Raw genomic sequence first — 24739 nt, 5'->3', positions numbered from 1 at the left:
AGGATGCCCGGACTACCTTTTGTGAGCAGCCGCTCCGGCGCATTGATCGCGGCGGTCTGCGGCGATAAAACATGAATAGATTTAGCGAATTTCGGGCCAGCGCGTGAATGCCGAGTCCCTTGCAAGGGATCAGGATCGGCGCATTAGCGCACGCTCGGCATGGATTTTATGATGCTCCGGCGTCTGATCGCAGCGATGGCGATGATCGGCGGGACCCTCCTGGCCGTGGTCCTGTCGAGCGATTGCGCATTCGCCGAGCGGCGCGTGGCGCTGGTGGTCGGTAACTCGCTCTATCACTCCGTCCCGCAATTGCCCAATCCATCGCGCGACGCCACCTCGGTCGCGAAGATGTTCCGCGATGCCGGCTTTGACACCGTCGAGACGCTGAACGATGTCGGCAACCTCGAATTCAAGCGCGCGATCCGCAAGTTCGAGACCACGGCGGACCAGGCCGACATCGCGGTCGTTTATTATGCCGGACATGGGCTCGAGATCGGCGGCACCAATTATCTCATCCCGGTCGATGCGAGGCTGGCTTCCGACCGCGACGCCGACGACGAGGCCATCCCGCTTGAGCGGCTTGTCTCCTCGGCGGATGGCGCAAGGCGGCTTCGTCTGATCATTCTCGATGCTTGCCGCGACAATCCGTTCGTCGGCACGATGAAGCGCGAGCGGCGCAACCTTCCGACCCGCGCGGTCAGTGGCGGTCTCGGCAAGGTCGAGCCCACAATGACCGATACGCTGATCGCCTATGCGGCGAAGGCCGGCTCGACGGCGGATGATGGCGATGGCGATCACAGTCCGTTCACCACATCGATCCTCAAGAATCTTCCCGTCCCTGGTCTCGACATTCGCCTTGCCTTCGGCCGCGTCAGGGACGAAGTCTTGAAGGCGACGGCCAATCGCCAGGAGCCATATGTTTACGGTGCGCTCGGCGGCGGCACGATCTCGCTGGTGCCGGCGCCGGCCGTGCCGCGCGAGGCGCCCGTCAGTGACGTCAAGGCGGATTACGACCTGGTACAGAAGATCGGCACGCGGCGGGCATGGGAGGTCTTCCTCGCGACTCATCCGACCGGATTTTATGCCGAGCTGGCGCGGGCGCAGATCGAGGCACTGGCGAGCCAGCCGCAAGCGCCGTCGGCCAATATCCAGGTTGCCGCCTATCCACAATCGGCGCCGCCAAGCCGCGATGCGCCGCCCACCCGCGAACAGATCGAATGGGACAAGATCAAGGACAGCGTCGACATCCCCGTGCTGCAGCGTTTCATCAGGCGATTTCCCGACGCGCCGCTCGCGATCACCGCCCAGCAGCGCGTTGATCTTTTGAAACAGGCGATCCAGGAACGCGAGGACAAGGCGCGCGCCGAGCGCGAGGCGGCGCGCCAGGCTGCAGAGGAGGCCAAGCGCAAGGCGGACGCGGAGAAGGCCGAGCTTGCCGCACAGAAGAAGCGCGAGGACGACGAGCGCCGCGCCCGCGAAGCTGAGGCGGCCGAGAAGGCGAGGGCGGCTGCGGCCGCCGCTGCCGCAGAGAAGAAGCGCCAGGACGATGAACGCCGCGCCGCTGCAGCCGAAGCCGAGCGCCTTGCCAAAGCGGCCGAGGCGGAGCGCAAGGCGCAGGAAGCTAGGCAGAAGGCCGAGCAGGCCGAGCGCGACCGGATTGCGGCGGAGGCTGCTGCAGCAAAGGCCGCCGCGGAGAAGCAGGCACGCGATGCGGAGGATGCGCGCAAGAAGGCCGAGATCGCCGCCGCCAAGGAGGCCAGCGCAGCCGAGAAGAAGCGTCTGGAGGACGAACGCCGCGCCGCAGCCGCCGAAGCAGATCGCCTCGCCAAGGCGGCCGAGGCGGAGCGCAAGGCGCAGGAAGCCAGGCAGAAGGCCGAGCAGGCCGAGCGCGATCGTGCGGCAGCCGCGGCCGCTGCCGCGAAGGCGGCGGCCGAGAAGCAGGCGAAGGAGGCCGAGGAGGCGCGCAAGGCGGCCGAGCTCGCCGCGTCCAGGGAAGCCGCCTGCAAAGACCAGCAGGGCAAGCTCGACGCGATCGTCGCCAAGGGCAGCGAGGGCACGGGCATCGACGACCTCAAGGCATTCTCCAGAACGGTCACCTGCGACCGCCTCGGGCCGCTCGTCGTCGCCGCGATCGACCGTTTCAATGCAGAGGCCGCCAAGCGGGCTGCGACCCAGCCGAACTCGCCTCAGCTCGTCACTTCGGCGCAGACCGAACTGGTCCGACTGGGATGTCTGACCGGCAAGCCCGACGGCAAGCTGAGCGAGCCGACCAAAGCCGCGCTCGTCCGCTATCTGGCCATCGGCGGCCAGCCGGCAGAGGCCGACAAGATCAGCGTGACTCAGGATCTGGTCGGAGAGCTCGCCAAGCGCGCCACGCGCGTCTGCCCGATCCAGTGCAAGGGCGACGAAACGCTGAAGGGCGACCTCTGCGTCGCCAATGACAAACCGGCGCCGGCCGCAACCGCCTCGCGCAAGAACGAGGACGAGGACAAGCCGCGCCGCAAGCAGACGAGCCGCGAAGCTGACCGCGAGCCGGTCAGGCGTGCGAGGCCCGAGAATGATGCGCCGCGTGCCCGGCAGCAGGCTGTCGCACGTCCGAGCATCGTGAGTGGTGGCGGCGGTCATAGCACGATGATCGGCGTCGGGTTCTGAAACGATCGGCGGCCGGCGGCGTTAGCTGGCTGGTATCGGGGCGAGGGACGGAGCGGGACATGAATCGGTTTCATTCGCTAATGCTTGCTGCGGCCGCATCGGCGGCGGTCACGATTTCTGCGGCTGCGCCTGCTGCTGCCGAGCAAGGCGAGGGACGCATCGCGAGACCCTTCGCGTCGGGGCATCGGGCCTTGCATGCCGCCCGGTCGGCCATCGTGCGCGTCCGCCCGCCGACTCATGTTGCTTCGGTAACGACGGATACTTCCTGCCGCGGGTTCTGGTGTCGTCGCGATTTCGTGTTGATACTCGGCATCGGCTTTTAGGGCTCCGATTCCCAAAGCGTCGCAATTTCCGGCTAGGGTCTCCCGTGCGATCGGGGCCGCGGTCGAGCTCCGCCGAACACGGAGAGCTGTCATGGTCATGCGTCGATCGGCGCTGCGTCGCTTAGGTCTGGCACTCGCGTTGGTCGCGTTCGCTGGCTTTGCGCATGCGGATGAACCGCAGCCGCGCTCCGAGGCGGCCGCGCCGGCCGGACAGAAGGGGGGGCGCGGCGGTGGCGCGCAAGGCGCGCCGCAGACGTCGTCGTCCGCGGCCGAGCCGCACCGTCTGCCGCCGGATTCGACCACGAAGCAGACGCTCGATCTGCCCGGCCGGACCCTCAACTTCACAGCCACTGCCGGCTCGATCCGCGTGTTCGATGGCAAAGGCGAGCCGTTGGCCGACATCGCCTATACGTCCTACCAGCTCGACGGTGCCGAGCGCACCACGCGTCCGGTGACGTTCCTGTTCAACGGCGGGCCCGGCGCGTCCTCGGCCTGGCTTCAGTTCGGCGCCGCCGGGCCGTGGCGGTTGCCGCTCGATGGCGAGGCCCTGTCGCCGTCGGCCTCGCCCGAGGTGAAGCCCAACGCGGAGACCTGGCTCGACTTCACCGATCTCGTCTTCGTCGACCCCGTCAGCACCGGCTACAGCCGGTTCGTCGCAAGCGGCGAGGACGCGCGCAAATCGTTCTACTCCGTCGACGGCGACGCCAACTCGATCGCGCTCGTGATCCGACGTTGGCTCGAAAAGCACGAGCGGCTGACCTCGCCGAAATACGTCGCCGGCGAAAGCTATGGCGGCATTCGCGGCCCCAAGGTCGTGCGCCAGTTGCAGCTCCAGCACGGCGTCGGCGTCAGGGGATTGATCCTGGTCTCGCCGCTCTTGGATTTCCGCGAGTTCACCGGCACGAGCCTCCTGCAATATGTCGCGACGTTGCCGAGCTATGTGGCGGTGGCGCGCGAAGCCAAACGTCCGGTCAAGCGCACCGACCTCGCCGACGTCGAGGCTTACGCGCGCGGCGAATTCCTGACCGACCTCGTCAAGGGCGAGGCGGACAAGGAGGCAACGACGCGTCTGGCCGACAAGGTCGCCGAGCTCACCGGCATCGACCAGGCGGTGAGCCGCCGCCTCGCCGGCCGCTTCGACGTTGGTGAATTCCGTCGTGAATTCGACCGCAAGAACGGCAAGGTGACCGGACGCTACGATGCCTCGGTGCGCGGCTTCGATCCCTATCCCGATTCAAGCAGCTCGCGATTCGGCGATCCCTCCGGCGATGCGCTCCAGGCACCGCTGACGAGCGCCGCGGTCGACGTGCTCTCGCGCAAGCTCAACTGGCGGCCCGACGGCTCCTATGAAGTCCTGAACGGCGCCGTCGAAGGTCACTGGGATTTCGGCCGCGGCATCAACCCGCCGCAATCGGTCTCCGAGCTGCGCCAGATCCTCGCCACCGATGCGAAGCTGAACGTGCTGGTCACGCATGGCCTGTTCGACCTCGCCACGCCCTATTTCGGAACGAGGCGGGTGCTCGACCAGCTGCCGGCCTTCGTGACGCAGCGAGTGAAGTTCGTCGTCTATCCCGGCGGCCACATGTTCTATTCGCGCGACGGGTCGCGGCAGGCGTTCCGAAGCGAGGTCGAGGCGCTCATTCGGGAGTAGGCCGGCGCTTGCGCGGCGGATACCGGCGCGCGATCTCGCGTGCGACGACTTTTTCCGGCTTCACGTTCGCGCCGGCGATCCAGATGTCGCTGATCTTGCCGCGCTTGTCACGGATGCGGCGCACCGGCTCGCCGTGGCTGGAATAGCCGGCAGCCCAGGCGAGCTTGCCGGTGTCGCGGCCGGTCACTTCGATCTCGGCGGCATCCATGAACGGGTTGTTGAACTGCGGGTTGGCGACGAGCACGCGGTTGCCTGCGGGGACGAGATCGGTCGCGCCCCAGATCGTCCACCAGCGACCGGTCCAGTCGCGCACGCGCCGGTCGGGTGCGCCGCGGGTCTGGAAGACGCGCAGGATCTGCATCGCGCCGTCCATCCAGAACGGCGCCGCGCCGTCGATCGAGTTGCTGAGGATGCTGATTGCAAGCTCGCAAGCGGGAATGGAGCAGGTCCGCGAGATATAGCCCTGGAAACCGCCGCCATGGCCGAACCAGTCCCAGCCATCGGTCTTGCCGGCATTGACGCCCAAGCCATAATGGGCCTCGAAGCTCTGCGGGATGCGCCAATGGTTTCGCGTCATCTCGCGGCGGCTCGCGACTGACAGCACGCTCTTCTTCGCATTGGGCGCCAGCTGTGCGAAGAAGCGGGCGGTGTCGGCGGCGGTGGCGACGAAGCCTGCGGCAGATGCCATTGCGTGTGCGGGATTGTCACCCGGGATCACACAGCGCTCGCCAAACGGCACCTTTCGCGTGTGGCCGCGCGCGAACGCTGCGCCCTTGGGAAGCGGTGTGTCCGGCTCCGTCTCGCGCAGGCCGGCCGGTGCAATGATCTCGCGCTTGATCCAGACGGAGTAGGGCTCCTTCGCAACAGCCTCGATCACGAGGCCGAGCAGGCCAAAGCCGTGATTGGAATATTTGAAGCGTGTGCCGGGCTCGATCGCGGTCGGCAGCTTCAATTCCCCAAGCAGCTCCTTCGCGTCGAGATAGGGGCGGCTGTCGATGAACTGGCCGGAATCGGCGCCGTCGCGCGTCAGCCCCGCGCTGTGCGACAGCACTTGCGCGATGGTCGTCTCGGCCACGCGCCGATCGAGGCCGGCGACATATTGGCCGACACAGTCGTCGAGCCGGAGCTTGCCCTGCTCGCGCAGCTTCATGATGCCGGCCGAGGTAAAGCTCTTGGAGTGCGAGGCGATGCGGAAGCGATGACGCGGGGTGAGCTTCTCGCCGGTGTCGAGATTGGCGAGGCCGAACGCATGCTCGGCGACGACCTCGCCGCGATGGGCGAAAGCCACGATGACGCCCGGCTGCTGGATCGTCGTCAGTTGGTATTCGATCCAGGAGCCGATGTAGTCGATCGCGGATCGCAGCCACGTGTCCATTGCGCTACCGGTTTGCGAGGGAGGTCGGTGCGCGAGGCTAGCCGAGAAAGCAGAACGGGCACAACCTGAAAGGTCGTGCCCATTTCGCGTCGTTCGAAGATGCGATGCCTTCAGTAGACGAGCGCCGCACCGGTTGGCTTGTCGAGCGCTTCGGCCAGAGAGCGATATTCCGAGCTGCCGGTGCCGGCGAGCGAGGCGATCTTGTTCAGGTGATATTGCGCCTGCTCGCGGTTGCCCTGCTCGAGCTGCCAGAGGCCGTAATATTGCCAGGTGCGGATGTGGTTCGGATCATCCTTCAGCGCCAGCTCATAATAGACCTTCGACGATTGGTAGTCGCCGAGCTTGCGATAGGAGTAACCGATCAGGTTGGCGACGTCGGCGACGTCGTCGCGCTTGAGTGACTTCAGCTGGTCGATCGCGCCCGTGTAATCATGCTTGTCGTAGATCGCGGCATAGGCGGTGCGGTAGGCCGCGAGGAACTTGGGGTCGCTGACGGAAGAGCTCTTCTTCTTGCCCTTCTTGGTCGAGGTGTCCGATTTCGGCGGCGACGAAGGGTCGTCGCCGCCCGCGGCGTACGCGCTGGACAGCACCGGCGCGGCCGCCAGTGTCACGGCGACGAGTCCCGGCACAACGAGCATTGAGAGTTTGCGCATCTAAGTTCTCCGGTATGGAACGTGGCGATCCTACACGATTGCCCGAAGACCGGAACACCTCTCGGGCAAAAACATTCCGGCGCCGCACGACCTATTCGCCCAGCCGCGGATGACAAACTTGTCATCGAGATGAACGGAAGCCTGCAGAGGACTTCAGATTGGGTTCAGTGCCCCTCGCCTAGGCTCCTCCCCACGATCAACGGGTAGGCGAGAGGGCGCCGCCTAATGATCCTTCCAAGAGGAGACCACCATGTTGAAGACCATTTCTGCAGCCTTGCTCGCAACCTCCGTGATCGCAGCCCCGGCGTTGGCCGCCGAGGCCGGCAAGACCACCACGACCGCGCCGGTGATCAAGGCCGACCAGAGCCAGACCAAGGCGGCGACCACTCCCGCGAAACCGGAAGCCGGCGTCAAGGCCGACGCCAAGACCACGGACGTGAAGGCTCCCAACGTCAAGGCGGACGCCAAGGTGGATGGCAAGTCGAAGGCGATGGACGCGAACGCCGCGGTCAACACCGACCAGCACAAGACCGTGCGCAAGCATCGCCATCACGACAAGCAGGTCACGGCCAAGGAGTCGCAGAAGGCGCAGCCGGATGCGACCAAGCCCGCGACGTCTGATAAGCGCAACTGACGACTGATCCCGCGCGGCGGCATCCCTGGCATTGCCCCGCCGCCGCGCGCGGACGTCAGGCCTGGCCCGTTGCCGCGCCTCGTGCGGAAGCCCGAGGTGTCGGCGGCTGGCCGGTGCGCTGTTTTAAGCCTCTGCAAGCGAATTCCCTTCATCCAGGCTTGGGGCTACAACGTCTCCTGATCTGTTCGAGCGGAGAGCGGGGCCTGTGGGGCGATTGGTGAGATGTGCAATGATCCTGGCGGTGCCGCTGGTGCTTGCGGCATGTTTCGGCAGCGACAGTGACCGTCCGACTTTCATGGGCGGGACCCAGGCCGGCGGGCCGCAGCCGTTTCCCGACAACTTCCGAAGCGACACGCTGGCCTTGATGCGGGCCTATCTCAACAATCCGGTCGGCGTGCGCAATGCCGGCATGGCCGAGCCGGTGCAGCGCGAGGTCGGCGGCCGGCAGTTCTACGTCAGCTGCCTGCACTTCATCCCGCGCGAGACGGATGGGAGCTACAAGGGCATGCGCGAGCGGGCCGTCATCTTCGTCAACGGCCGGGCGGACCGCGTGGTCGATCAGACCAGCGATCTCTGCGCCGGTGCGGTTTACGCACCGTTTCCGGAACTGGAAAAGATGACGCGGTAGCGCAAAGGCAGCCTTCATCGCCCGGTGCTAGACAGAAGAGCCGGAGCCGCTGGATCACATTTCGGCGAGCTTTGAACGGGGTGGCTTCGACTTGCGACGAATCGTTACGGCGGGTCTTGCGCTCGCGACAAAGACGGTTGGGGCAGGGCGCGTGATGGAACAAAATCGCGTTGTTGCCACCCCGTCACAGTAACGAACGATCAACGTTCCGGCATCGCCGCGGAGCAACCCAATTCACGCCACGTTGTTTCCCGAGTGTCGTGATGAAAGAACGGGGATGATCATGAAGTCGATCTTGCTGGGTGCAGCAGCTCTGCTGGCGCTGGCCGCGCCGGCCGCAGCCGCCGACATGCAGCCGCGCACCTACACCAAGGCTCCGGCCACGCCGCCGCAGGTGATCTATAACTGGACCGGTTTCTATATCGGCGGCCATGTCGGCGGCGCGTTTGCCGGCGACAACAGCTTCCAGTCGAGCGACGCCCGTTTCCTCGGCGGCGTGCAAGGCGGCTTCGACTACCAGTTCGCGCCCAACTGGGTGGTGGGCATTGAGGCCCAGTATTCCTGGCTGCCGACCAACAACAACGGCGTCACCTTCCCGCTGGGTACGCAGGTGACCTCCAACACCGACCAGATCGGGTCGGTGACCGGTCGGATCGGCTACACCTGGGGACCGACGCTGCTTTACGCCAAGGGCGGTTATGCCTGGCGCAATAACGGCCTTGGCGTGAACATCGCCGGGGTGCCGCAGGCCTTCACCACCACCGGCAACAACAAGGACGGCTATACGGTCGGCGCCGGCCTCGAATACATGTTCGCGCCGAGCTGGTCGGCCAAGGCCGAGTACCAGTATTACAATTTCGGCAGCACCACCTTCACCTCCGGCCCGGCCGACATCGTCGGCGTTCGTGGCCGGGAGGACGACCATACCGTCAAGGTGGGGGTGAACTACCGCTTCGGCTGGGGCGGCCCGGCGGCCTCGCGGTACTGACGGTCAGCGCCGATCCAAGACCTGACAATCCAAGACCTGACAAAGGCCGGCTTCGCCGGCCTTTCGTCTGCCGGCTTCCCGCCTGCGGCGCTTTCTTCGCCTTCCGTGAACCATCTGGCGCGTCATTTGCTTGCAAACGATGCTGGCGCGCCTTCTCACGCGCGTCATGGGGCTGGCGTAAAGCAAAAATAATTTTTGCGGTTTACGGAACTCGCGCTCCGGAACGCGTTATATGACAATTACCGGGCAGGTGGGACGACGGACATGCGTATCTTGGTGTCGGCAGTGGTGCTCTCGTGCTTCGCCTGCCTGCCGTGCTCTGCACAGACAATCCTCAGATCCGAGCCTCTGATGTTGGCACCCTACGAGGTCGCCTTCGTCAAGGACGCCTCCTGTCCGTCGGGCAAGGTGCTGAAGGTCACCGGCGCCATCCGCGGGCTGCACCGCCGCAAGGCCTGCGTGGCAATGCCGGGCGAGCAGGCCTCGCTTGCGGCCGCCACCCCCTGAGCTTTCGGTTCCGGCTTTCGTGCCGGAACTCAGGAAATCAGCTCGAGCTCCATCCTCGACTGCCGATCGGCCTCCGCCTTGTTCTTGGCGGGGTCCTCGCCCTGGGCCGCCTGGCACGGCTCGATCTTGTAGTCGTTGTCGAGCACCCGGCGCGGTCCCGGTCGCTCGGCGTCCGTCGTGACGTCCACGACGAGACCACTTCGCTGGGCGAGCTTCCAGACGTCGGCCTCGCTCGGATAGGCCTTGCTGATCTGAGCGTCATTGCAGAAGAGGGCGTAGGGCATGTATCCCGACTCCAAGAATGCCCGTTAACGAGCTCACGGGGGGTAGGGTTCCGGCCACCGGGCCGATCACGGGGCCGTGATCGTGGCGATCGACCCTTGAGTCCTTAACGAGTCCTGAATCCCGAAAAAAAGAATCCCTGGGACTCTTCGGCCGGAATCAGCGGATGTTTTCCGCCATGACGAGCGACCTGAACACATCCTGCGGGCACATGCTCCTGCCGCTCACGCTGGCGCTGTTCGGCGCCTGCGCGGCCAATCTCTGGCTGGTCTGGTCCTGGCTGTAGGTCCCTGGCGGGACTTTATTTTTCGGCCGATGGGCCGGAGCCGTCGCGGATGGCGGCACGCAATTTGGTCAGGGTCGCCGCACAATATTCCTCACGTTCGCGCTCGAAGCGCTCCTGGTGCTTGCGGAAATTGGCGATGCGGGCCTGCATCTCGCTGCGGAAATCGCCGCTGGTCCGCGGCAGCAGAGGCGCGGGCCGCGGCGGAAGGGGGGCTTGCGGCGTTTCGATCTCGGCGGCGACCGCCTCCACGGTGTCGATCTCCATCTCGACGGCTGGGCCAAATGCGGGCGTCTCCGGCTGAAGGACGTCATCCTTCCTGCTGGTCACCGATTGGACGAAGGCCAGTGTCTGCGCGATCAGTTCGTCGCGCTCCCTGATCCATTTCATGATACACCTCAGCTGTGCGCATTCCAGCAAAGCGGCTGCTTCGAATCAAGGCTGTTTGCAAGGGATTGCATATTTTTCCCGGTGGTCCGACACTGGGCAGATGGATGCATCGAAAGAACGACCGAACGAGGCGGAGGGCCTGAGGCTCATCCGCGCGTTCCTGACGCTGCCGCCCGACAAGCGGGCGGAGGTGATCGCGTTGGTCGAGGAATTGGCGCGTGTGCACGGCCGGCCCGAAGAGGGCGCGAAGGCCTCGCCGAGGTGAGCGCTACCGCTCGCGCGGATTGACGTTGGGCTCGAACGGCGCGCCGACCACCCGAACCGGGATCTGAGCAGGCGTGCGCGGGGTGGGGTCGGCTCGATCCGCGACCAGCTTGTCGGGCGCCCGCCCCGGCGCCGGCTCGAGCAGCGCCAACGTGCCGGCCACTGCGCTACAGCACAGCGTCACCGTCGCCAGCAGAATCATGTTTCGATTTTCTTCCCGGATCCTCATGTGCCGACAACGGCTGACGGTAGGACCCGGTTCCGGACCGGCGATTGTGGATGCGAGAACAGGGCTTTGGATCGCGCCTAGAGCATGATCCGGAAAAGTGTGTAGCGGTTTTCCGAAAAGATCATGCTCAAACAACAACCTAAAGCGCGATGACGATTAATCCTAATCGCATCGCGCTTTAGTGCGACAGCACCAGGCCGAGCGCGAACACGAACAGCATGGCGGTCGTGACGACGGCCGTCACCGCGCCGGCGACGATCTTGGCCTTCTCTTTGGGCGTGGTGGAGCACATGGTCTCGACGAGACGAATGACGTACATAGGTTCGCTGCCAGACAATTTCGAACAGTTCGGCTGGGTTGTATAGTGTACCCGCGCCGGAAAGGCTCGTCCAATGAGCTCCGATCGTCCCCCGTGCTCGCGCACGAACGCTTCGTTGCCGACCGTGACAATCTTGTGGGCCTCGATCTCGCCGCGCGGTTCGCGCGGATCGAGCGCACCAACCTCTGGGGCGCGGCCACTTCGGTGTCCGGCCTCGGCTCCGAGGATGTCGCCACAGCCGCGATCCAGGAGGCGCTGCCTCCATTGCTGCAACGGCTCGGCGCGCGCTCGCTGCTCGATGCGCCCTGCGGCGACGCCGGATGGATCGGCCGGCTCAAGCTCGATATCCATTACACCGGCATCGACATCGTACCGTCGCTGATCGAGACAAACCGCCAGCGTGTCGCAGCCGACGGTTCGTCCGGTCGGTTTCTCGTCGCCGACATCACGCGCGATGCGTTGCCTCACGCCGACGTCATTCTCTGCCGGGACTGCCTGGTGCATCTCAGCCTTGCGAACATCTATCGCGCCCTCACGCAATTTCGGATCAGCGGCGCGCGCTTCCTGCTCGTCACGACTTTTCCGGAGTGGCAAGACAACCAAGATTGCGAGGATGGCGACTGGCGGGCGTTGAACATGGAGAAGGCGCCGTTCGGCTGGCCGGCACCGCAGGCGCTGATCGACGAGCGTTGCGCGGAAGGCGGTGGCGGCTGGCGCGACAAGAGCCTCGGGCTGTGGCGGCTGGATGATGTTCGATGATCAACGCCAGATGCAGTTGCGGTGCTGTTTCACTTTTGAGGCGCGATCATTGAGCCCCGGTGCGGTCGGTGTGTTCGGTCAGGGACGCTGCCTGGCATTAGACGGCGCCCCTGTCGTCGGTATCGGTTCACCGGGGGCACGGTCCAGCGGCGGGTGAGGCCTGGCGAGTCCTACCGTTCCGGGGGGTGCGTCGTTGCTGGCCGTACGGGTATTGACGCGCTCCAACGTGACCGTCGAAGCAACCACGATGGCGATCGCCAAGGCGACAGCGGATAGGGCTAAGGCTGCTCGATCATTCGGGTCCATCGCTAGGTCTCCGCGAGACAGCTCTGGGGTCCGATGATAACGCCGAACAGATGATTGCGTTCTTGCGGGTCGCCAATGGGAGCCGCTGCGAGCCGATTCCCAGTCAGCAAAAATAAAGACGATGTCGACGAGCTGACTGACCTCATGGTGCCGGCTGAGGGGATTGAACCCCCGACCTTCGGTTTACAAAACCGCTGCTCTACCGCTGAGCTAAGCCGGCGATGCCTAGGAGGAAGGGGCAGAGCTCGGCTCGCGCCGGGGCCGTCCACCCGTGCGCGCCGCAATACCAGACTTGATTGGAAAGTGCCAGAACCGAGAGGTCGCCTCGCAAGACGTGACTTGGGCGGCCGCGCGGGCCGCCCGATGTGTCGTGTTCAGTTCAAGCCGGCTTACTGGCAGAGGTGCCGGCGGCCGTCTGCGCCCTTGAACCAGGTGCCGGGCGTACACACGAAGCCGTTGCGCTGGGCATAGGTGCGAGTGTCCCAGCTACGATTGTCCCAGCCGCGATCGTAGGCGTAGGAATTGTCCCAGCCGCGGAACGGGGCGGTGGCAATCGCACCAGCCGTGCCGATCGCGGCGCCGGCGACACCGGCCGCGACGTCGGTCGGCCAGAAACCGGTGGGGCTCCTGTTCCGGTCGCTATTGGTCTGACGATAGGCCGCACGACGATGGCGGTAGCCGCTATCGGTGGAGGCGTTTGCCGGTCCGAAGGTCTGGCAGTTGGCGTCGGGGAATTGCGCCGAGCAGCGGCTCGGCTTGTTGACGACGGTCTGCGCCATGGCAGAGCCTGCCAGCATGGTCGCTGCGATCGCCGTGGCCCCGAGAAGCTTGATGGTCATGGTTCTTCGCTCCCATTTTGTTGACAGGTGCTAAACGTTGACGACGCAGGACGTTCCGATGCAACCGTGGGATTTTTCCGATGCGAACCGTCAAACCGATGTGAGCAGCGTACGCTGTTCCAGCCGCGCGGTTCCGCGCTGTTAACGCTTCGCTAGTCCGCCGTGCAGCATTTGAGCGGCGCGCAATCCTTGCACGTTAGGCTTACCGGAATTTGGTGAGCAGGCCTTAACCCTCTCTGCGTCGGGATCGGTTAGGTTGTCGCCCGGATAACCGGGGTCTCCTCATGCGTGCCGTGGCGCTCGCCGCCTTTCTGATCGGACTGCCTGCGACGGCGTTTGCAGCCGGCTTCGAGGTCGTCGTTCCCGGCCGTCCCGGCGTGCCGATCATCATCAACAACATCGACGCGTCCTACGCTGTCGTCGAGGGCACCTGGGGTCTTGGCAAGAACCAGCAGGTGCAGCCCACGATCTATGGCGGACGCTATATCGCCGAGCGGCAGCCCGACGACGTCGGCCATTATTATCCGACGCTGGGTCTGCGGCCCGGCTACGGCCGGCTCGAGGTCGAGCCGCCGGCGAACCGCAAATTGCCCAAGCCCGCCGAGAGCTACCACCAGAGCTGGGGCGCATCGTCCGCGCCGCTGCCGGCGCAGATGGATCCGCCCGTCGATCCGCCGCCGGTGATCTACGCGCCCGAGATCAATGAGCGTCCTCGGCCCCCTCGGCCACGACCGCGCACAGAGATACCCGGCAGGCCGCCGGGTTGAGGAACGTGAAAACCAAAAACGGAAATCAACAGGAGAAAGTAATGCGTCAAATGATTTCGGGACTGGTCGCGGCAACTGCCGTGATGTTCGCCGCCACCGCGCCGGCCGCGGCCTGCGGCTTCACCACGTGCGCGCCGGTGGCGCCAGTCTATACCGGCTGCAACACCGGCTGCGGCGGATACGGATATGGCTACGGCTACGCGGCCTATGAGCGTCTCGCCGAGCCGACCACGCAGTATTACTACGTCAACCAGGGTCCGACCTATACCGGTCCGGGCGCTTTCGCGCCGTATCCGACCTACCGCGAGGACGCCGTCGTCGCGCCCGCCAATTACGGCTATGGCTATCGTGCCGCCGCGGTCGCGCCGCCGGCCGCTTATCCCTATCGCCGCCCGTACTTCCGTCCCTATCGCTACGGCTACGGCCCCCGCTACGGCTATCTGCCCCGCGTGCACTATGGTCCGCGCTACGGCTACGCCCACCGCCGCGCGCCAGCGCCGTATTACTATGGCGGCCACCGCGTGCTGCGCCGCTATTACTGATCGCCGATCGGTCGAGATTTGCGAAGCGCCCGTTCGCGTGATGCGGACGGGCGTTTTGTTTTATGAGCGCTTCATCAACCCAAGCCGGCTCGCGCCGACATAGAGCGCGAGCACGGCCGCGTTCGAGACGTTGAGGCTCTTGATCTCGCCGGGCATATCGAGCCGCGCCACGACGCTGCAAGTTTCGCGGGTCAATTGCCTGAGGCCTTTGCCTTCGGCGCCGAGCACGAGAGCAAGCGGCTCGCGCAGCGCGACGTCGCCGATATCCTCACTGCCTTCGCTGTCGAGACCGACAGTCTGAAAGCCGCGCTCGTTCAGCGCCGTCAGCGCACGGGCGAGATTTTGCACGGTGACGACAGGCACCAGCTCGAGCGCGCCGGACGCGGCCTTCGCCAACACGCCGGTCGCTTCCGGGCTGTGGCGTGCCGTGGTGACGATCGCCTTCACCGCGAACGCGGCGGCCGAGCGCAGGATGGCGCCGACATTGTGCGGATCGGTGATCTGGTCGAGCACCAGCACCATGCCGTCCGGCGTTAAGGTCTCGATCTCGGACGAGGGCAGGGGATCGGCTTCGGCGAGAAGGCCCTGGTGCACGGCGTCGGGCGACAGCAGCCGGTCGATCTCCTGGGGCCGCACGATCTCGGGCGCCACCCGCGTCTCGATGTTTTCCTCAGCCAGCCGCCTTGCGGCGTTCTCCGTCAGCGTCAGCTTGCGGATCCGTCGTCGCGGGTTGGCGAGCGCCATGGTGACGGTGTGCCAGCCGTAGAGAATGACCGGGCCATCGCCTTGCGAATCGCGATCGCGCCAGGCCGGACGGCCGGCCGATTTTCCGGGTCTGTTGAAGGGCTTAGCCCCGCCGCGAGCCCCCTTGGGGCCGAATTTTCGATCCTTCATGGGCTCGCTTCTGTCATGGGTTCCGGAATATGGCAATTTCGGTGCCCGCGAGGGCGATTTTAGCTGCTTGCCTCGGTTGACTTTGCCCCACCGCTTCGCCCATAAACGCGCCCGGTCGCGCCCCGATCCGGGTTGTCGCGGCCTTCACGTTCCATGGCCGTCTTCGGTCCGCCGGCAAGGTCCGGCCCGATTGTGCTGCCGTCGAGCGGGGGAGTGTCCCGAGTGGCAAAGGGAGCTGACTGTAAATCAGCCGCCTCATGGCTTCGCAGGTTCGAGTCCTGCCTCCCCCACCATCCTGCTTCGCGCTGACGCGCTTCGCAGGATTGCAACCTTTCGCTGCGCGAAGCAGGATGCCCTCCGAAGCCTTGGGGAAGGAGGGCGGGCGTCGATGCTCTATGTCTATCTTCTGGAGAGCGAAGCCTTTGGAGGTCAGCGCTATATCGGCCTGACGACGAATCTCAAGCAACGCCTGGCAGACCACAACGCAGGCAAGTCACCCCACACGTCGAAATACGCTCCCTGGCGACTGGTGACTTACGTAGCCTTCTCTGACATCGCGAAGGCACGTGCGTTCGAGCGTTACTTGAAATCCGGTTCGGGCCACGCCTTCGCGAAGAAGAGACTCTGGTGAGCGAAGACGGACTGAGACTATCTCAAAAGCCCACTACCCCATCATCTCCCGCACCATCGGCACCACCTTGCGCCCGTAAAGCTCGATGCTCCGCATCAGCTTCTCGTGCGGCAATGGTCCCGCCGAATACTTCAACTGAAACCGCGAAAGCCCGAGCGCCTTGGCGGTCTTCGCGATCTTCCGCGCCACCGTTTCCGGCGCGCCGACATAGAGCGAGCCGTACTCGGCCTCGTGGACGAACTCGTCGCGTCCCATCGGCGGCCAGCCGCGCTCCTTGCCGATGCGGTGGCGCATCGCCTTGTAATCGGGCCACAGCTCCTCGCGTGCCTGCGCGTCCGTCTCGGCGACGTAGCCCGGCGAATGCACGCCGATCGGCTGGGCCGGGCGGCCGAACTCGCTGAAGGCGCGATGATAGAGCTCGACATAGGGCGCAAAGCGCGCGGGATCGCCGCCGATGATCGCGAGCATCAGGGGCAGATCGTAGTGCGCAGCGCGCACCACCGATTGCGGGCTGCCGCCGACGCCGATCCAGGTTTTCAGCGTGCCTTGCTCGACCGGCGGATAGACCAGCTGATCCCGCAGCGGCGGACGCAGCTTGCCTTGCCAGGTCACCGGCTGCTGCGACAGCAGGGCCGCGAACAGATCGAGCTTCTCCTCGAACAGCTCCTCATATTTGCGCAGGTCGAAGCCGAATAGCGGAAAGGACTCGGTGAACGAGCCGCGGCCGAGGATCACCTCCGCGCGCCCGTTCGAGACCGCATCCAGCGTGGCGAAGCGCTGGAACACGCGGATGGGATCGTCCGAAGACAACACCGTCACGGCCGAGCCGAGATGAATGCGTTTGGTGCGCGATGCGATGGCCGCGAGCACGGTTTCGGGCGAGGAGATCGCGAAATCCGCGCGGTGATGCTCGCCGAGCCCGATGAAATCGAGTCCGAGCTCGTCGGCCAGCACCGCTTCGTCGACGATATTGCGGATCACCTGCGCATGCGAAAGCATGGCGCCGGAGACGTCCTTGGTGACGTCGCCAAAGGTGTCCAGTCCGAATTCGAGCGGTGCGGTCATCGATCAAGGTCTCTATGGGAGGATGAACGACACTTAGTGGGCAGCCGCACCGTCACAAGGCAGCGTTTCGGAAATGCTCGGTTTCCGTTGGCTCCATCGCGGCAGCCCTACCGCCACATCCCGCGCATCCTTGCCCCGATGTCGATCTTCGGCCCCTGCGCCGCGTTGCGCGCGGCGCCCGCCGCCGCCTTCGGCCAAGCGGTGCGCTCGAACAGGTAGACCAATTGCTCCGGGATGAAGCGGGTGCGCGAGGCGTAGACGTGACGGTCGCCCCTGGCGGCCTGGCCGTGCACGAAGAAGCGCTGCGGCACGACGAGGTGGAGGTCGTCCTTGGCGCGGGTCATGGCGACATAGAGCAGGCGGCGCTCCTCCTCGAGTTCGGCGCTGGTGCCGGCGCCGAGATCGGAGGGCATGCAGCCGTCGACGACGTTGAGCACGAACACCGACTTCCACTCCTGTCCCTTGGCGGAGTGGATGGTGGAGAGGATCAGGTAATCCTCGTCGCGCAAGGGCGGGCCTGATTTGTCGCTGGTCGCATCCGGCGGATCGAGCGTGAGCTCGGTCAAAAATTTCTCGCGCGAGGCATAGCCGCTCGCGATCTGCTCGAGCTGCATCAGATCGGCGCGGCGCGTCTCGGCATCCTCGTGCATGCGATCGAGATGCGGCTCGTACCAGAGCCGCACCCGTTCGAGGTCGACGGGCCATTCCGAATAGCGCAAGTTTTCGACCGTGCGGACGAAACAGGTCCAGTCCTCACCGGTGCGCGCCGGCCCCGGCAGCCGGCCGAGCGCGGCAAGCGGGTCGGTGCTCTCCGCCATCTGGTCGAGCACGCGCTGCGCAGTCGCAGGCCCGATGCCCGGCAGCAGGTGCAGGATGCGAAAGCCGGCAACGCGGTCGCGCGGATTTTCGGCGAAGCGCAACAGGGCCAGCACGTCCTTGACATGCGCGGCATCGAGGAATTTCAGCCCGCCGAACTTGACGAAGGGGATGTTGCGGCGGGTCAGCTCGATCTCCAGCGGACCCGAATGCGAGGAGGTGCGGAACAGCACCGCCTGGTGCTTGAGCAGCGCGCCTTGCTCGCGGTTCGCCAGCACCGCCTCGACAATGTAGCGCGCCTGGTCGGCCTCGTCGTGCACGGTGACGAGCTGCGGTTTTTGCCCCGAGGTGCGGTCGGTCCAGAGGTTCTTGGTGAAGCGCTCGCGGGCGAGGCCGATCACGCCGTTCGCCGCCGACAGCACCGCCTGCGTCGAGCGGTAATTGCGGTCGAGCGTGATCATCTCCGCCCGCGGGAAGAAGCTCTGCGGAAAGTCCAGGATGTTGCGCACCGTGGCGGCGCGAAACGAATAGATCGACTGCGCGTCGTCGCCGACCACGGTGAGGCCGCGTCCGTCAGGCTTGAGCGCCAGCAGGATCGAGGATTGCAGGCGATTGGTGTCCTGATATTCGTCGACCAGCACGTGGTCGAAGCGGCCACCGATCTCCTCAGTGATCAGCGCATCGCTCATCATCTGCGACCAGTACAGCAGCAGGTCGTCGTAATCGAGCACGTGCTGGGCCTGCTTGGCCTCGACGTACGCGGCGAACAGACCCTTCAGCTCGGCGGCCCAGCCCGCGCACCAGGGATAATGCTGGGCGAGCACCTTCTCGATCTCCATCTCGGCATTGACGCAGCGGGAATAGATCGACAGGCAGGTGCCCTTGGCGGGAAAGCGGCTCTCGGTCTTCGACAGGCCGCGCTCGTGCCGGACCAGGTTCATCAGGTCGGCGGAATCCTCGCGGTCATGGATGGTGAAAGCGGGATCGACGCCGATCCGCTCGGCATATTCGCGCAGGAGCCGCGCGCCGATGCCATGGAAGGTGCCGGCCCAGGTCAGCGCATCGCGCATGATCGCGGCGTTGTTCTCGCCCAGCACCTTGCGCGCGATGCGCTCGACCCGGCCCGCCATCTCCGCGGCCGCGCGGCGGGAGAACGTCATCAGCAGGATGCGGCGGGGATCGCTGCCTGCGACGATCAGATGCGCGACGCGATGGGCCAGCGTGTTGGTCTTGCCGGAGCCGGCACCGGCGATGACGAGCAGGGGGGCGCCCATGGTCGAACCCTCGGTCACGCCATGCTCCACGGCGCGGCGCTGCTCCGCATTGAGCGTGTCCAGATATGAAGCCACGAATCGCCCCGGTGAAAGGGAGAGACTCGGCGATCCCGGCGCGAATCGCAATGCGTCTGGACGGAAATGGAATTAGGATTTAGGGGAAGACGGCCTTTTGGTTCCAGCACTCCACGGCGAAATGACCGAGCTCAAGCCCGACCAATTCGAGATGCGGCGTCTGGAGTCGCTCAGCAACACCATTTTCGGCGTCGCCATGACGCTGCTGGCCTACGATCTGCCGAGAGCGGCGGTGTTCACGAGCGCCCCTGGTTGGAGCGAGCTCGCCCAGGTCTATTCCGGCAAGCTGGCCGGGCTGGCGCTGAGCTTCATCATCGCCGGCGTGTTCTGGATCAGCCATCACCGGCGGCTGGCGCGCCAGCCGATCGGCAGCCGCGGCGACGTGATCCTCAACCTGTTCTTCCTGCTCTCGATCGTGCTGCTGCCAGTCACCAACGGCCTCTACACCAATTACGGCATGAGCAACGCCGTCGCCGTGCTCTACGGCTTGCATCTGACCGCGATCGCGGGCCTCAACGCCTGGCTGTGGTGGACGATCCTCGGCGGCTGGCGCACCGAAATCATGGCTTCGCTGTTTCCGCTGCTGGTTTTCATCCCGGGCACGATCGTTGCGGCGTTCGCGCCGCAGGTCGCACCCTTCCTCTGGTTCGTCGCTTTCGGCGGCATCGTGATCCGGCGCTTCCTTCCCAAGCGGACCGAGCCGGGCGCGTAGGACTTTAGCCGGATGTCGCGCCGAACCCATCGGCCGGCACGTAAAGCTTGACCGGGCGGATCTCGTACACCGCCGTCGGATTGACCGCCCGCAGCTTCCGCGCCGCTTCGATCGCCTCATCCTCGGTGGCGCATTGCATCAAATGGAAGCCGAGAAGCTGCTCCTTGGTCTCGGCAAACGGCCCGTCCAGCACCATTCCCGCGCCGGGGCCGCGCAAGGTGCGGGCCTTCCGGGTCTCATCCAGCCGGGCCGCCGGTCCAAACTGGCCGCTGGCCCGCAGCGGCGCCTGAACCTCGATGACTTTGGCGACGACGGCGGCGTCCTGCTCCGGCGTCCAGGACAAGACTTCGTCTTCCACGTGATAGGCCAGGATGGCGTACAGCATCGTCACCTCTCTCTTTTCTGCTTTCTTTTCTGCGCAAGTCCCAAGGACGCGGCACGGCACCCCCTGCCGACAATCCCGAAGCAAAATATTGCGTGGCCGGCAAGCGGCGAAACCGTCCGGAAACCCGATTGCGCCCTTGCCATATGAACGCCGCCGGAACACCTCGCGACTGATGAACCACGAACAACAAGCTTTTGCTGGAGGCGGCAATGTCGGGTCACACCACCAAGATCATCTGCGACGCGCGGCGGGCGGGACAGTCGGAGCCGGCCGATCTGCACGACCAGGCCGGCCATCATCGCTATTACGGCAGCTCGGCCGAGAACGGCGGCGAGCGGATCGTCGAGAGCCGGCGTGGCAAACGGCGGCGCGCGTTTAATATCTTCGGCTTCTGAAGCCGTGCCGCGAAACCGGCGTTCGAAATGGACGTCCTGCAGATATCGATCGCGGCGAGGCCGTTCCTGCTCGCGCTGATGAGCTGGACAGGCAAGGCCATTACGCCGTGCCTTCTGCCGAGCCTCAAAAAGCAAAGGCGCGGCGGGGAGTGCCCCGTCGCGCCCGATTTCTTGCTCGCTGGTCCAGGGCTGAGAGCGCCCCGATGCCAAGCTCTAATCAAAGCTCAGCGGGCGATCCCAGCGAGGTGACAGCGCTTGAGATAAGACACTGGATCACCTCCTTTCGTTGGTTTCGGGAAATTTCAATATAGGTTGCAATGCTGCCGCTGTTAAGGGCCGGTGGGTCCGGTGGGACCAGAGCCGGTTTCGCGAGAGTGGAAGACGCCGGAAAGCGACCTCCTGGGCAGTTGAGACCGCGGTCCGGCCGTGTTAGGGAGCCCGTAACGCGGGTGTAGCTCAATGGTAGAGCAGCAGCCTTCCAAGCTGAATACGAGGGTTCGATTCCCTTCACCCGCTCCAATTGGATGTATCCGCCCGAACAGTAAGTGCGGCCCTGTTCCATTTTCTTGAGGATCGGCCGCCGCTCGACGCCTTATGCTGCTGCGTCAGCATCGACGATCGGAACATTAAAAATGGCCGCCGTCCGGAACGTCCAGGGTACTCGTCGGTTGGTTATTCAGTGAGCGATCGATGAAATGGCGAAGCCAGAGCGAAAGCTGCGGATAAACCAGATCAAAGATTCGTTCACAAGCCCCGTCAGGTTACCTCGGTAACCGGCGGGGTCCTTGTTTGGGAGACCTTGAGGACGGGGCCATCCCACCCGAAGCCGGTGGCTCTCGGCAGGGGCTCACCGGCAACGTTCCAATCAGGCTGCAAGAGCGTCGAGATTGACTTCGCCCTTCGCGAGCGTCGTCAGCATAGCGTCGATCGCCTTCTCCTCCTCCAGGCTCTCGTGCAGCATATTCTGGTCCTCCCTGAGCTCGAGCTGCCCGGCAAGAGCGGCTGCGCTGCCATAAGCGGCAATCTCGTAATGTTCCAGCTTCTGGGCGGAGGCGATCATCGCGGCGTCGCGCAGGTCATCCTGCGTCACCATCTTCATCATCTTCGCGGTCTCTTCGATCAATGATTCCATGGCCTGATCGGTGTGCGCGCGAGCATCCGCGCCATGGCTGCGCAGGATTTGCTGAAGCCGTTGACCTTGTTGCACCGTTTCTTCCCGATGCTCGGCCAGGGCAATCTTCAGCGAGGGATGCACCGCCATCTCGGCCATTCGCTTGAGTGTGTCACTCAGCTGATCCTCCATGCTGACGAGTTCCTGCAGCTCGGCGATGTAAAGGTCTTTGAAGTTGTCGATCTTCATGATGTCCGTCCATGGCTTGGGTTTGGGATGACCCGAGTTCCGGATTTGGCGGTCAACCGCTGATCCGCGAGACTGTTCCTTGCCAGTCGGAGCGCAAAAGGCATTTGAGCTCGGAGCGGGGGAAACAGAGAAGGATTAGGAACAGGGAGACGGAGCCGTGCTTGCAGCATCAGGCAGGGCTCGCGAGCGATACCGCCATGAACCATCTCGAAAACGCTCCCTTCGACGAACACGTGCCCTTCGACAATGTCCAGGACCAACTCGGTGACCGTGGCTACTTCGTAGCCCCACTCGACGACCTCATCACATGGGCGCGATCGGGGTCTCTGATGTGGATGACCTTCGGCCTTGCGTGCTGTGCGATCGAGCAGATGCAGGTATCGATGCCGCGATACGACATCGAGCGGTTTGGCGCGGCTCCTCGCGCCTCGCCAAGACAGTCCGACGTCATGATTGTCTCGGGTACGCTCTGCAACAAAATGGCCCCAGCCCTGCGCAGGGTCTATGACCAGATGCCGGAGCCGCGCTACGTCATCTCGATGGGATCGTGCGCAAACGGGGGCGGCTACTATCACTATTCGTACTCGGTCGTGCGCGGCTGTGATCGCATCGTGCCCGTCGACATTTATGTGCCCGGCTGTCCTCCGACGGCTGAAGCCCTGCTTTACGGACTCGTGCTCCTTCAGAAGAAGATTCGACGAACCGGAACGATCGAGCGGTGACACGATGAATGTCCGCCCCGGGGCAGGCCTGATCGGGGTCAATCGCTGCGCAGAGGACCGTCTATACGTTGGTCTATGTGGGAAGGACGTGACCGAGACGTCGATCGACTGGAAGCCGATTGATGCCGCATCGTCGGCGAACGCAGACGGCCTGAGGAACCATCACCGCAAGTGCGAGTTGGCCGGTCGGGCGGGGCGAAAGCCACATGAGGCCAACCGTGCAAGACGACGCGCGCGTCCCTACCACCGCGCAGATCGCGGGTCATCCGATTCATCCCATGCTGGTGCCGATCCCGATCACGTGTTTTGTCGGGGCGCTGCTGACCGACATCGCCTATGTCGCCAGTGCCGAGATCATGTGGGCGGATTTTTCGGCCTGGCTGCTGCTCGCCGGAATCATCTTCGGCGTGCTGGCGGCGATCGCGGGCCTGACCGATTTCCTCGGCAATCGGCTGGTGCGGGCGCAGGCGCCGGCCTGGCCGCATCTGATCGGTAATGCCGTGGCGCTGATCGTCGCGATCATCAACACCATGATCCATATGCGCGATGCCTGGACCTCGGTGTGGCCGACCGGGCTGGTTCTGTCCGCGCTCACCGTGCTGATTCTGCCGATCACGGGGTGGCTCGGCTGGGCTCTGGTCTATCGCCATGGCGTGGGAGTTGCGCGATGACGTCTGCGATTGTCCGCGCGCTCTTGTGCGCATCGCTGCTGGGTCTGGCCGGCTGCAATGACGGCAGCGGCGATCCCAACGCGCAAGTCGGCGCCAACCCCGCGCTTCCCGAGATCCAGCAATATCTGCTGCCGCCCGTGCACATCGCGCGCATCGTCGGTTGGAAGAAGGACGAGACGCCGACGGTGGCTGATGGTCTGCAGGTCAAGGCCTTCGCGGCCGGCCTGCAGCATCCGCGTTTGCTCTACGTGCTGCCCAACGGTGACGTGCTGGTGGTGGAATCCAAGGCGCCGAAGGGGGCCGCGATCAAGCGGCCCAAGGAGATCGTCATGGGATATATCGAGTCCTGGGCGACATCAGGCGGCGACGACACCGGGCCGGGTAACCGCATCACGCTGCTGCGCGACAGCAATGGGGACGGCGTGCCGGAGACGCAAAGCGTCTTCCTCGACCACCTCAACTCGCCGTTCGGCGTCGCGCTGGTCGGCAACGATCTCTACGTCGCCAACACCGATGCGATCGTCAGATATCCCTACACGGAAGGGGACACGAAGATTACTGCGCCAGGCACGGTGCTGACGCCGCTGCCGGGCGGTCCGATCAACCATCACTGGACCAAGAGCCTGGTCGCCAGCCCCGACGGCGCGAAGCTCTATGCGGGCGTCGGCTCCAACAGCAACATCACCGAGAACGGCATGGAGGCCGAGCACAACCGCGCCGCGATCCTCGAGGTCGATCGCGCCAGCGGCCGCTGGCGCGTGTTCGCAAGCGGCCTGCGCAATCCCAACGGGCTCAGCTTCGAGCCGCAGACCGGCGCCTTGTGGACGGTGGTCAACGAGCGCGACGAGCTCGGTCCCGATCTCGTGCCCGACTACATGACCTCAGTGAAGGACGGCGGCTTCTACGGCTGGCCCTACAGCTATTTCGGCCAGCACGTCGATCCCCGCGTCAAGCCGGAGCGGCCGGATCTCGTCGCTAAGGCGATCGTGCCGGATTATGCGCTGAGCTCGCATGTCGCCCCGCTCGGGCTCGCCTTCAACACCGGCACCGGTCTGCCGGCCGCCTATCGCGGCGGCGCCTTCGTCGGCGAGCACGGCAGCTGGAACAGACAGGTGCTGAGCGGCTACAAGGTCGTGTTCGTGCCGTTCACGGACGGCAGACCGAGCGGCCCGCCGCAGGACGTCGTCACGGGGTTCCTCAACAGCGACAACCAGGCGCGCGGCCGCCCCGTCGGTGTCGCCATCGACAAGACCGGCGCGCTTCTGGTCGCGGACGACAGCGGCAACACGGTGTGGCGGGTGAGCGCGACCCATCCGCAGCTGACGCAACGTTAAGCCCGGTACCGCGT

28 protein-coding genes and 3 tRNA genes are annotated in these 24739 nt (G+C 64.9%); 18 read left to right on the top strand and 13 right to left on the bottom strand.

All coding sequences use genetic code 11. The features are described 5' to 3' along the window. Nucleotides 1-171 precede the first annotated feature (171 nt). The gene (locus tag HZZ16_RS08125) at nucleotides 172-2652 is read left to right on the top strand and encodes a caspase family protein (RefSeq protein WP_246510006.1); all 2481 of its coding nucleotides are present in this window, start codon (nucleotides 172-174) and stop codon (nucleotides 2650-2652) included. 420 nt (nucleotides 2653-3072) lie between these two features. Next, the gene (locus HZZ16_RS08120; RefSeq protein ID WP_376707557.1) at nucleotides 3073-4626 is read left to right on the top strand and encodes a S10 family peptidase; all 1554 of its coding nucleotides are present in this window, start codon (nucleotides 3073-3075) and stop codon (nucleotides 4624-4626) included. Here the strand turns inward: HZZ16_RS08120 and HZZ16_RS08115 are convergent. Next, the gene (locus HZZ16_RS08115; protein WP_197947958.1) at nucleotides 4613-6001 is read right to left on the bottom strand and encodes a serine hydrolase domain-containing protein; all 1389 of its coding nucleotides are present in this window, start codon (nucleotides 5999-6001) and stop codon (nucleotides 4613-4615) included. The two genes, HZZ16_RS08120 and HZZ16_RS08115, sit on opposite strands and share 14 nt — an antisense overlap. Before the next feature lie 110 nt (nucleotides 6002-6111). Further along, on the bottom strand, nucleotides 6112-6654 hold the full coding sequence (locus tag HZZ16_RS08110) for a tetratricopeptide repeat protein (protein ID WP_197947957.1): 543 nt from the start codon (nucleotides 6652-6654) through the stop codon (nucleotides 6112-6114). Between the two features lie 250 nt (nucleotides 6655-6904). On the opposite strand from HZZ16_RS08110, the gene HZZ16_RS08105 reads away from it, so the two are divergent. From HZZ16_RS08105 to HZZ16_RS38100, 4 genes are all read left to right on the top strand, one after another. Beyond that, nucleotides 6905-7288: a His-rich protein BRANT gene (locus HZZ16_RS08105; protein ID WP_197947956.1), complete on the top strand. Its 384-nt coding sequence runs from the start codon at nucleotides 6905-6907 to the stop codon at nucleotides 7286-7288. Between the two features lie 229 nt (nucleotides 7289-7517). Further along, entirely contained in the window at nucleotides 7518-7916 is a 399-nt protein-coding gene (locus HZZ16_RS08100) for a hypothetical protein (protein ID WP_197947955.1), read from the top strand. A gap of 283 nt (nucleotides 7917-8199) precedes the next feature. After that, nucleotides 8200-8904, top strand: a complete 705-nt coding sequence (locus HZZ16_RS08095) for an outer membrane protein (protein ID WP_197947953.1) — start codon at nucleotides 8200-8202, stop codon at nucleotides 8902-8904. 264 nt (nucleotides 8905-9168) lie between these two features. After that, entirely contained in the window at nucleotides 9169-9411 is a 243-nt protein-coding gene (locus tag HZZ16_RS38100) for a DUF6719 family protein (RefSeq protein WP_197947952.1), read from the top strand. Between the two features lie 29 nt (nucleotides 9412-9440). On the opposite strand, the gene HZZ16_RS08085 is transcribed toward HZZ16_RS38100, so the two are convergent. After that, entirely contained in the window at nucleotides 9441-9695 is a 255-nt protein-coding gene (locus HZZ16_RS08085) for a hypothetical protein (RefSeq protein WP_197947951.1), read from the bottom strand. A 299-nt stretch (nucleotides 9696-9994) separates the two neighbouring features. Beyond that, complete coding sequence (locus HZZ16_RS08080) at nucleotides 9995-10366, bottom strand: hypothetical protein (RefSeq protein WP_197947950.1); 372 nt, start codon at nucleotides 10364-10366, stop codon at nucleotides 9995-9997. Between the two features lie 100 nt (nucleotides 10367-10466). Between HZZ16_RS08080 and HZZ16_RS08075 the strand changes: the two genes are divergently transcribed. Continuing rightward, nucleotides 10467-10631, top strand: a complete 165-nt coding sequence (locus tag HZZ16_RS08075) for a hypothetical protein (protein WP_197947949.1) — start codon at nucleotides 10467-10469, stop codon at nucleotides 10629-10631. Nucleotides 10632-10634: 3 nt separating this feature from the next. Here the strand turns inward: HZZ16_RS08075 and HZZ16_RS08070 are convergent, their stop codons facing one another. Beyond that, nucleotides 10635-10832: a hypothetical protein gene (locus HZZ16_RS08070; protein ID WP_197947948.1), complete on the bottom strand. Its 198-nt coding sequence runs from the start codon at nucleotides 10830-10832 to the stop codon at nucleotides 10635-10637. A 205-nt stretch (nucleotides 10833-11037) separates the two neighbouring features. Continuing rightward, nucleotides 11038-11178, bottom strand: coding sequence for a hypothetical protein (locus tag HZZ16_RS08065; protein ID WP_197947947.1), 141 nt, complete (start codon nucleotides 11176-11178; stop codon nucleotides 11038-11040). A 93-nt stretch (nucleotides 11179-11271) separates the two neighbouring features. Between HZZ16_RS08065 and HZZ16_RS08060 the strand changes: the two genes are divergently transcribed. Beyond that, nucleotides 11272-11937: a class I SAM-dependent methyltransferase gene (locus tag HZZ16_RS08060; RefSeq protein ID WP_197947946.1), complete on the top strand. Its 666-nt coding sequence runs from the start codon at nucleotides 11272-11274 to the stop codon at nucleotides 11935-11937. 451 nt (nucleotides 11938-12388) lie between these two features. On the opposite strand, the gene HZZ16_RS08055 is transcribed toward HZZ16_RS08060, so the two are convergent. Then, nucleotides 12389-12463, bottom strand: a tRNA-Thr gene (locus tag HZZ16_RS08055). Nucleotides 12464-12632: 169 nt separating this feature from the next. Next, a complete protein-coding gene (locus tag HZZ16_RS08050; RefSeq protein ID WP_197947945.1) occupies nucleotides 12633-13082 on the bottom strand; it encodes a hypothetical protein in 450 nt (149 codons plus the stop codon). A gap of 284 nt (nucleotides 13083-13366) precedes the next feature. Between HZZ16_RS08050 and HZZ16_RS08045 the strand changes: the two genes are divergently transcribed. Both HZZ16_RS08045 and HZZ16_RS08040 read left to right on the top strand, forming a co-directional pair. Next, the gene (locus HZZ16_RS08045) at nucleotides 13367-13849 is read left to right on the top strand and encodes a hypothetical protein (protein ID WP_197947943.1); all 483 of its coding nucleotides are present in this window, start codon (nucleotides 13367-13369) and stop codon (nucleotides 13847-13849) included. Nucleotides 13850-13890: 41 nt separating this feature from the next. Continuing rightward, complete coding sequence (locus HZZ16_RS08040) at nucleotides 13891-14391, top strand: hypothetical protein (RefSeq protein WP_197947941.1); 501 nt, start codon at nucleotides 13891-13893, stop codon at nucleotides 14389-14391. A 60-nt stretch (nucleotides 14392-14451) separates the two neighbouring features. Here HZZ16_RS08040 and rlmB read toward each other — a convergent pair whose 3' ends face one another. Next, a complete protein-coding gene (gene rlmB, locus HZZ16_RS08035) occupies nucleotides 14452-15285 on the bottom strand; it encodes a 23S rRNA (guanosine(2251)-2'-O)-methyltransferase RlmB (protein ID WP_197947940.1) in 834 nt (277 codons plus the stop codon). A 207-nt stretch (nucleotides 15286-15492) separates the two neighbouring features. Between rlmB and HZZ16_RS08030 the strand changes: the two genes are divergently transcribed. Together HZZ16_RS08030 and HZZ16_RS08025 are read left to right on the top strand one after the other, a co-directional pair. Next, nucleotides 15493-15578 (top strand) — tRNA-Tyr (locus HZZ16_RS08030). Nucleotides 15579-15673: 95 nt separating this feature from the next. Continuing rightward, the gene (locus tag HZZ16_RS08025) at nucleotides 15674-15916 is read left to right on the top strand and encodes a GIY-YIG nuclease family protein (protein WP_197947939.1); all 243 of its coding nucleotides are present in this window, start codon (nucleotides 15674-15676) and stop codon (nucleotides 15914-15916) included. A gap of 33 nt (nucleotides 15917-15949) precedes the next feature. Here the strand turns inward: HZZ16_RS08025 and HZZ16_RS08020 are convergent, their stop codons facing one another. Further along, nucleotides 15950-16981 (bottom strand): LLM class flavin-dependent oxidoreductase, encoded by a 1032-nt coding sequence (locus HZZ16_RS08020; protein ID WP_197947938.1) that lies wholly within the window; start codon nucleotides 16979-16981, stop codon nucleotides 15950-15952. Between the two features lie 107 nt (nucleotides 16982-17088). Continuing rightward, nucleotides 17089-19146 (bottom strand): ATP-dependent helicase, encoded by a 2058-nt coding sequence (locus tag HZZ16_RS08015; RefSeq protein WP_197947937.1) that lies wholly within the window; start codon nucleotides 19144-19146, stop codon nucleotides 17089-17091. A gap of 121 nt (nucleotides 19147-19267) precedes the next feature. Here HZZ16_RS08015 and HZZ16_RS08010 point away from each other — a divergent pair, with 121 nt between their 5' ends. Beyond that, nucleotides 19268-19858 (top strand): TMEM175 family protein, encoded by a 591-nt coding sequence (locus tag HZZ16_RS08010; RefSeq protein WP_197947936.1) that lies wholly within the window; start codon nucleotides 19268-19270, stop codon nucleotides 19856-19858. A gap of 4 nt (nucleotides 19859-19862) precedes the next feature. On the opposite strand, the gene HZZ16_RS08005 is transcribed toward HZZ16_RS08010, so the two are convergent. Further along, nucleotides 19863-20243, bottom strand: a complete 381-nt coding sequence (locus tag HZZ16_RS08005; RefSeq protein WP_197947935.1) for a YciI family protein — start codon at nucleotides 20241-20243, stop codon at nucleotides 19863-19865. Between the two features lie 209 nt (nucleotides 20244-20452). Here HZZ16_RS08005 and HZZ16_RS08000 point away from each other — a divergent pair, with 209 nt between their 5' ends. Together HZZ16_RS08000 and HZZ16_RS07995 are read left to right on the top strand one after the other, a co-directional pair. Then, a complete protein-coding gene (locus HZZ16_RS08000; RefSeq protein ID WP_197947934.1) occupies nucleotides 20453-20638 on the top strand; it encodes a hypothetical protein in 186 nt (61 codons plus the stop codon). A gap of 445 nt (nucleotides 20639-21083) precedes the next feature. After that, nucleotides 21084-21157: transfer RNA gene (locus tag HZZ16_RS07995), tRNA-Gly, on the top strand. Nucleotides 21158-21503: 346 nt separating this feature from the next. Here HZZ16_RS07995 and HZZ16_RS07990 read toward each other — a convergent pair. Further along, nucleotides 21504-21998: a YciE/YciF ferroxidase family protein gene (locus HZZ16_RS07990; protein ID WP_197947933.1), complete on the bottom strand. Its 495-nt coding sequence runs from the start codon at nucleotides 21996-21998 to the stop codon at nucleotides 21504-21506. A 197-nt stretch (nucleotides 21999-22195) separates the two neighbouring features. On the opposite strand from HZZ16_RS07990, the gene HZZ16_RS07985 reads away from it, so the two are divergent. From HZZ16_RS07985 to HZZ16_RS07975, 3 genes are all read left to right on the top strand, one after another. Continuing rightward, the gene (locus tag HZZ16_RS07985) at nucleotides 22196-22720 is read left to right on the top strand and encodes a NuoB/complex I 20 kDa subunit family protein (protein ID WP_197947932.1); all 525 of its coding nucleotides are present in this window, start codon (nucleotides 22196-22198) and stop codon (nucleotides 22718-22720) included. 206 nt (nucleotides 22721-22926) lie between these two features. Continuing rightward, nucleotides 22927-23391 carry a DUF2231 domain-containing protein gene (locus tag HZZ16_RS07980; RefSeq protein ID WP_197947931.1) on the top strand — a complete coding sequence of 155 codons (465 nt, stop codon included), beginning with the start codon at nucleotides 22927-22929 and terminating at the stop codon, nucleotides 23389-23391. Beyond that, complete coding sequence (locus tag HZZ16_RS07975) at nucleotides 23388-24725, top strand: PQQ-dependent sugar dehydrogenase (protein WP_197947930.1); 1338 nt, start codon at nucleotides 23388-23390, stop codon at nucleotides 24723-24725. The genes HZZ16_RS07980 and HZZ16_RS07975 overlap by 4 nt, the downstream gene beginning before the upstream one ends. The last annotated feature ends 14 nt before the right edge of the window (nucleotides 24726-24739 follow it).

The organism is Bradyrhizobium glycinis (assembly GCF_016031655.1).
In the GTDB taxonomy this organism is placed as follows: Bacteria; Pseudomonadota; Alphaproteobacteria; order Rhizobiales; family Xanthobacteraceae; genus Bradyrhizobium; species Bradyrhizobium glycinis.
This window is presented reverse-complemented; position numbering and strand designations above follow the sequence as displayed.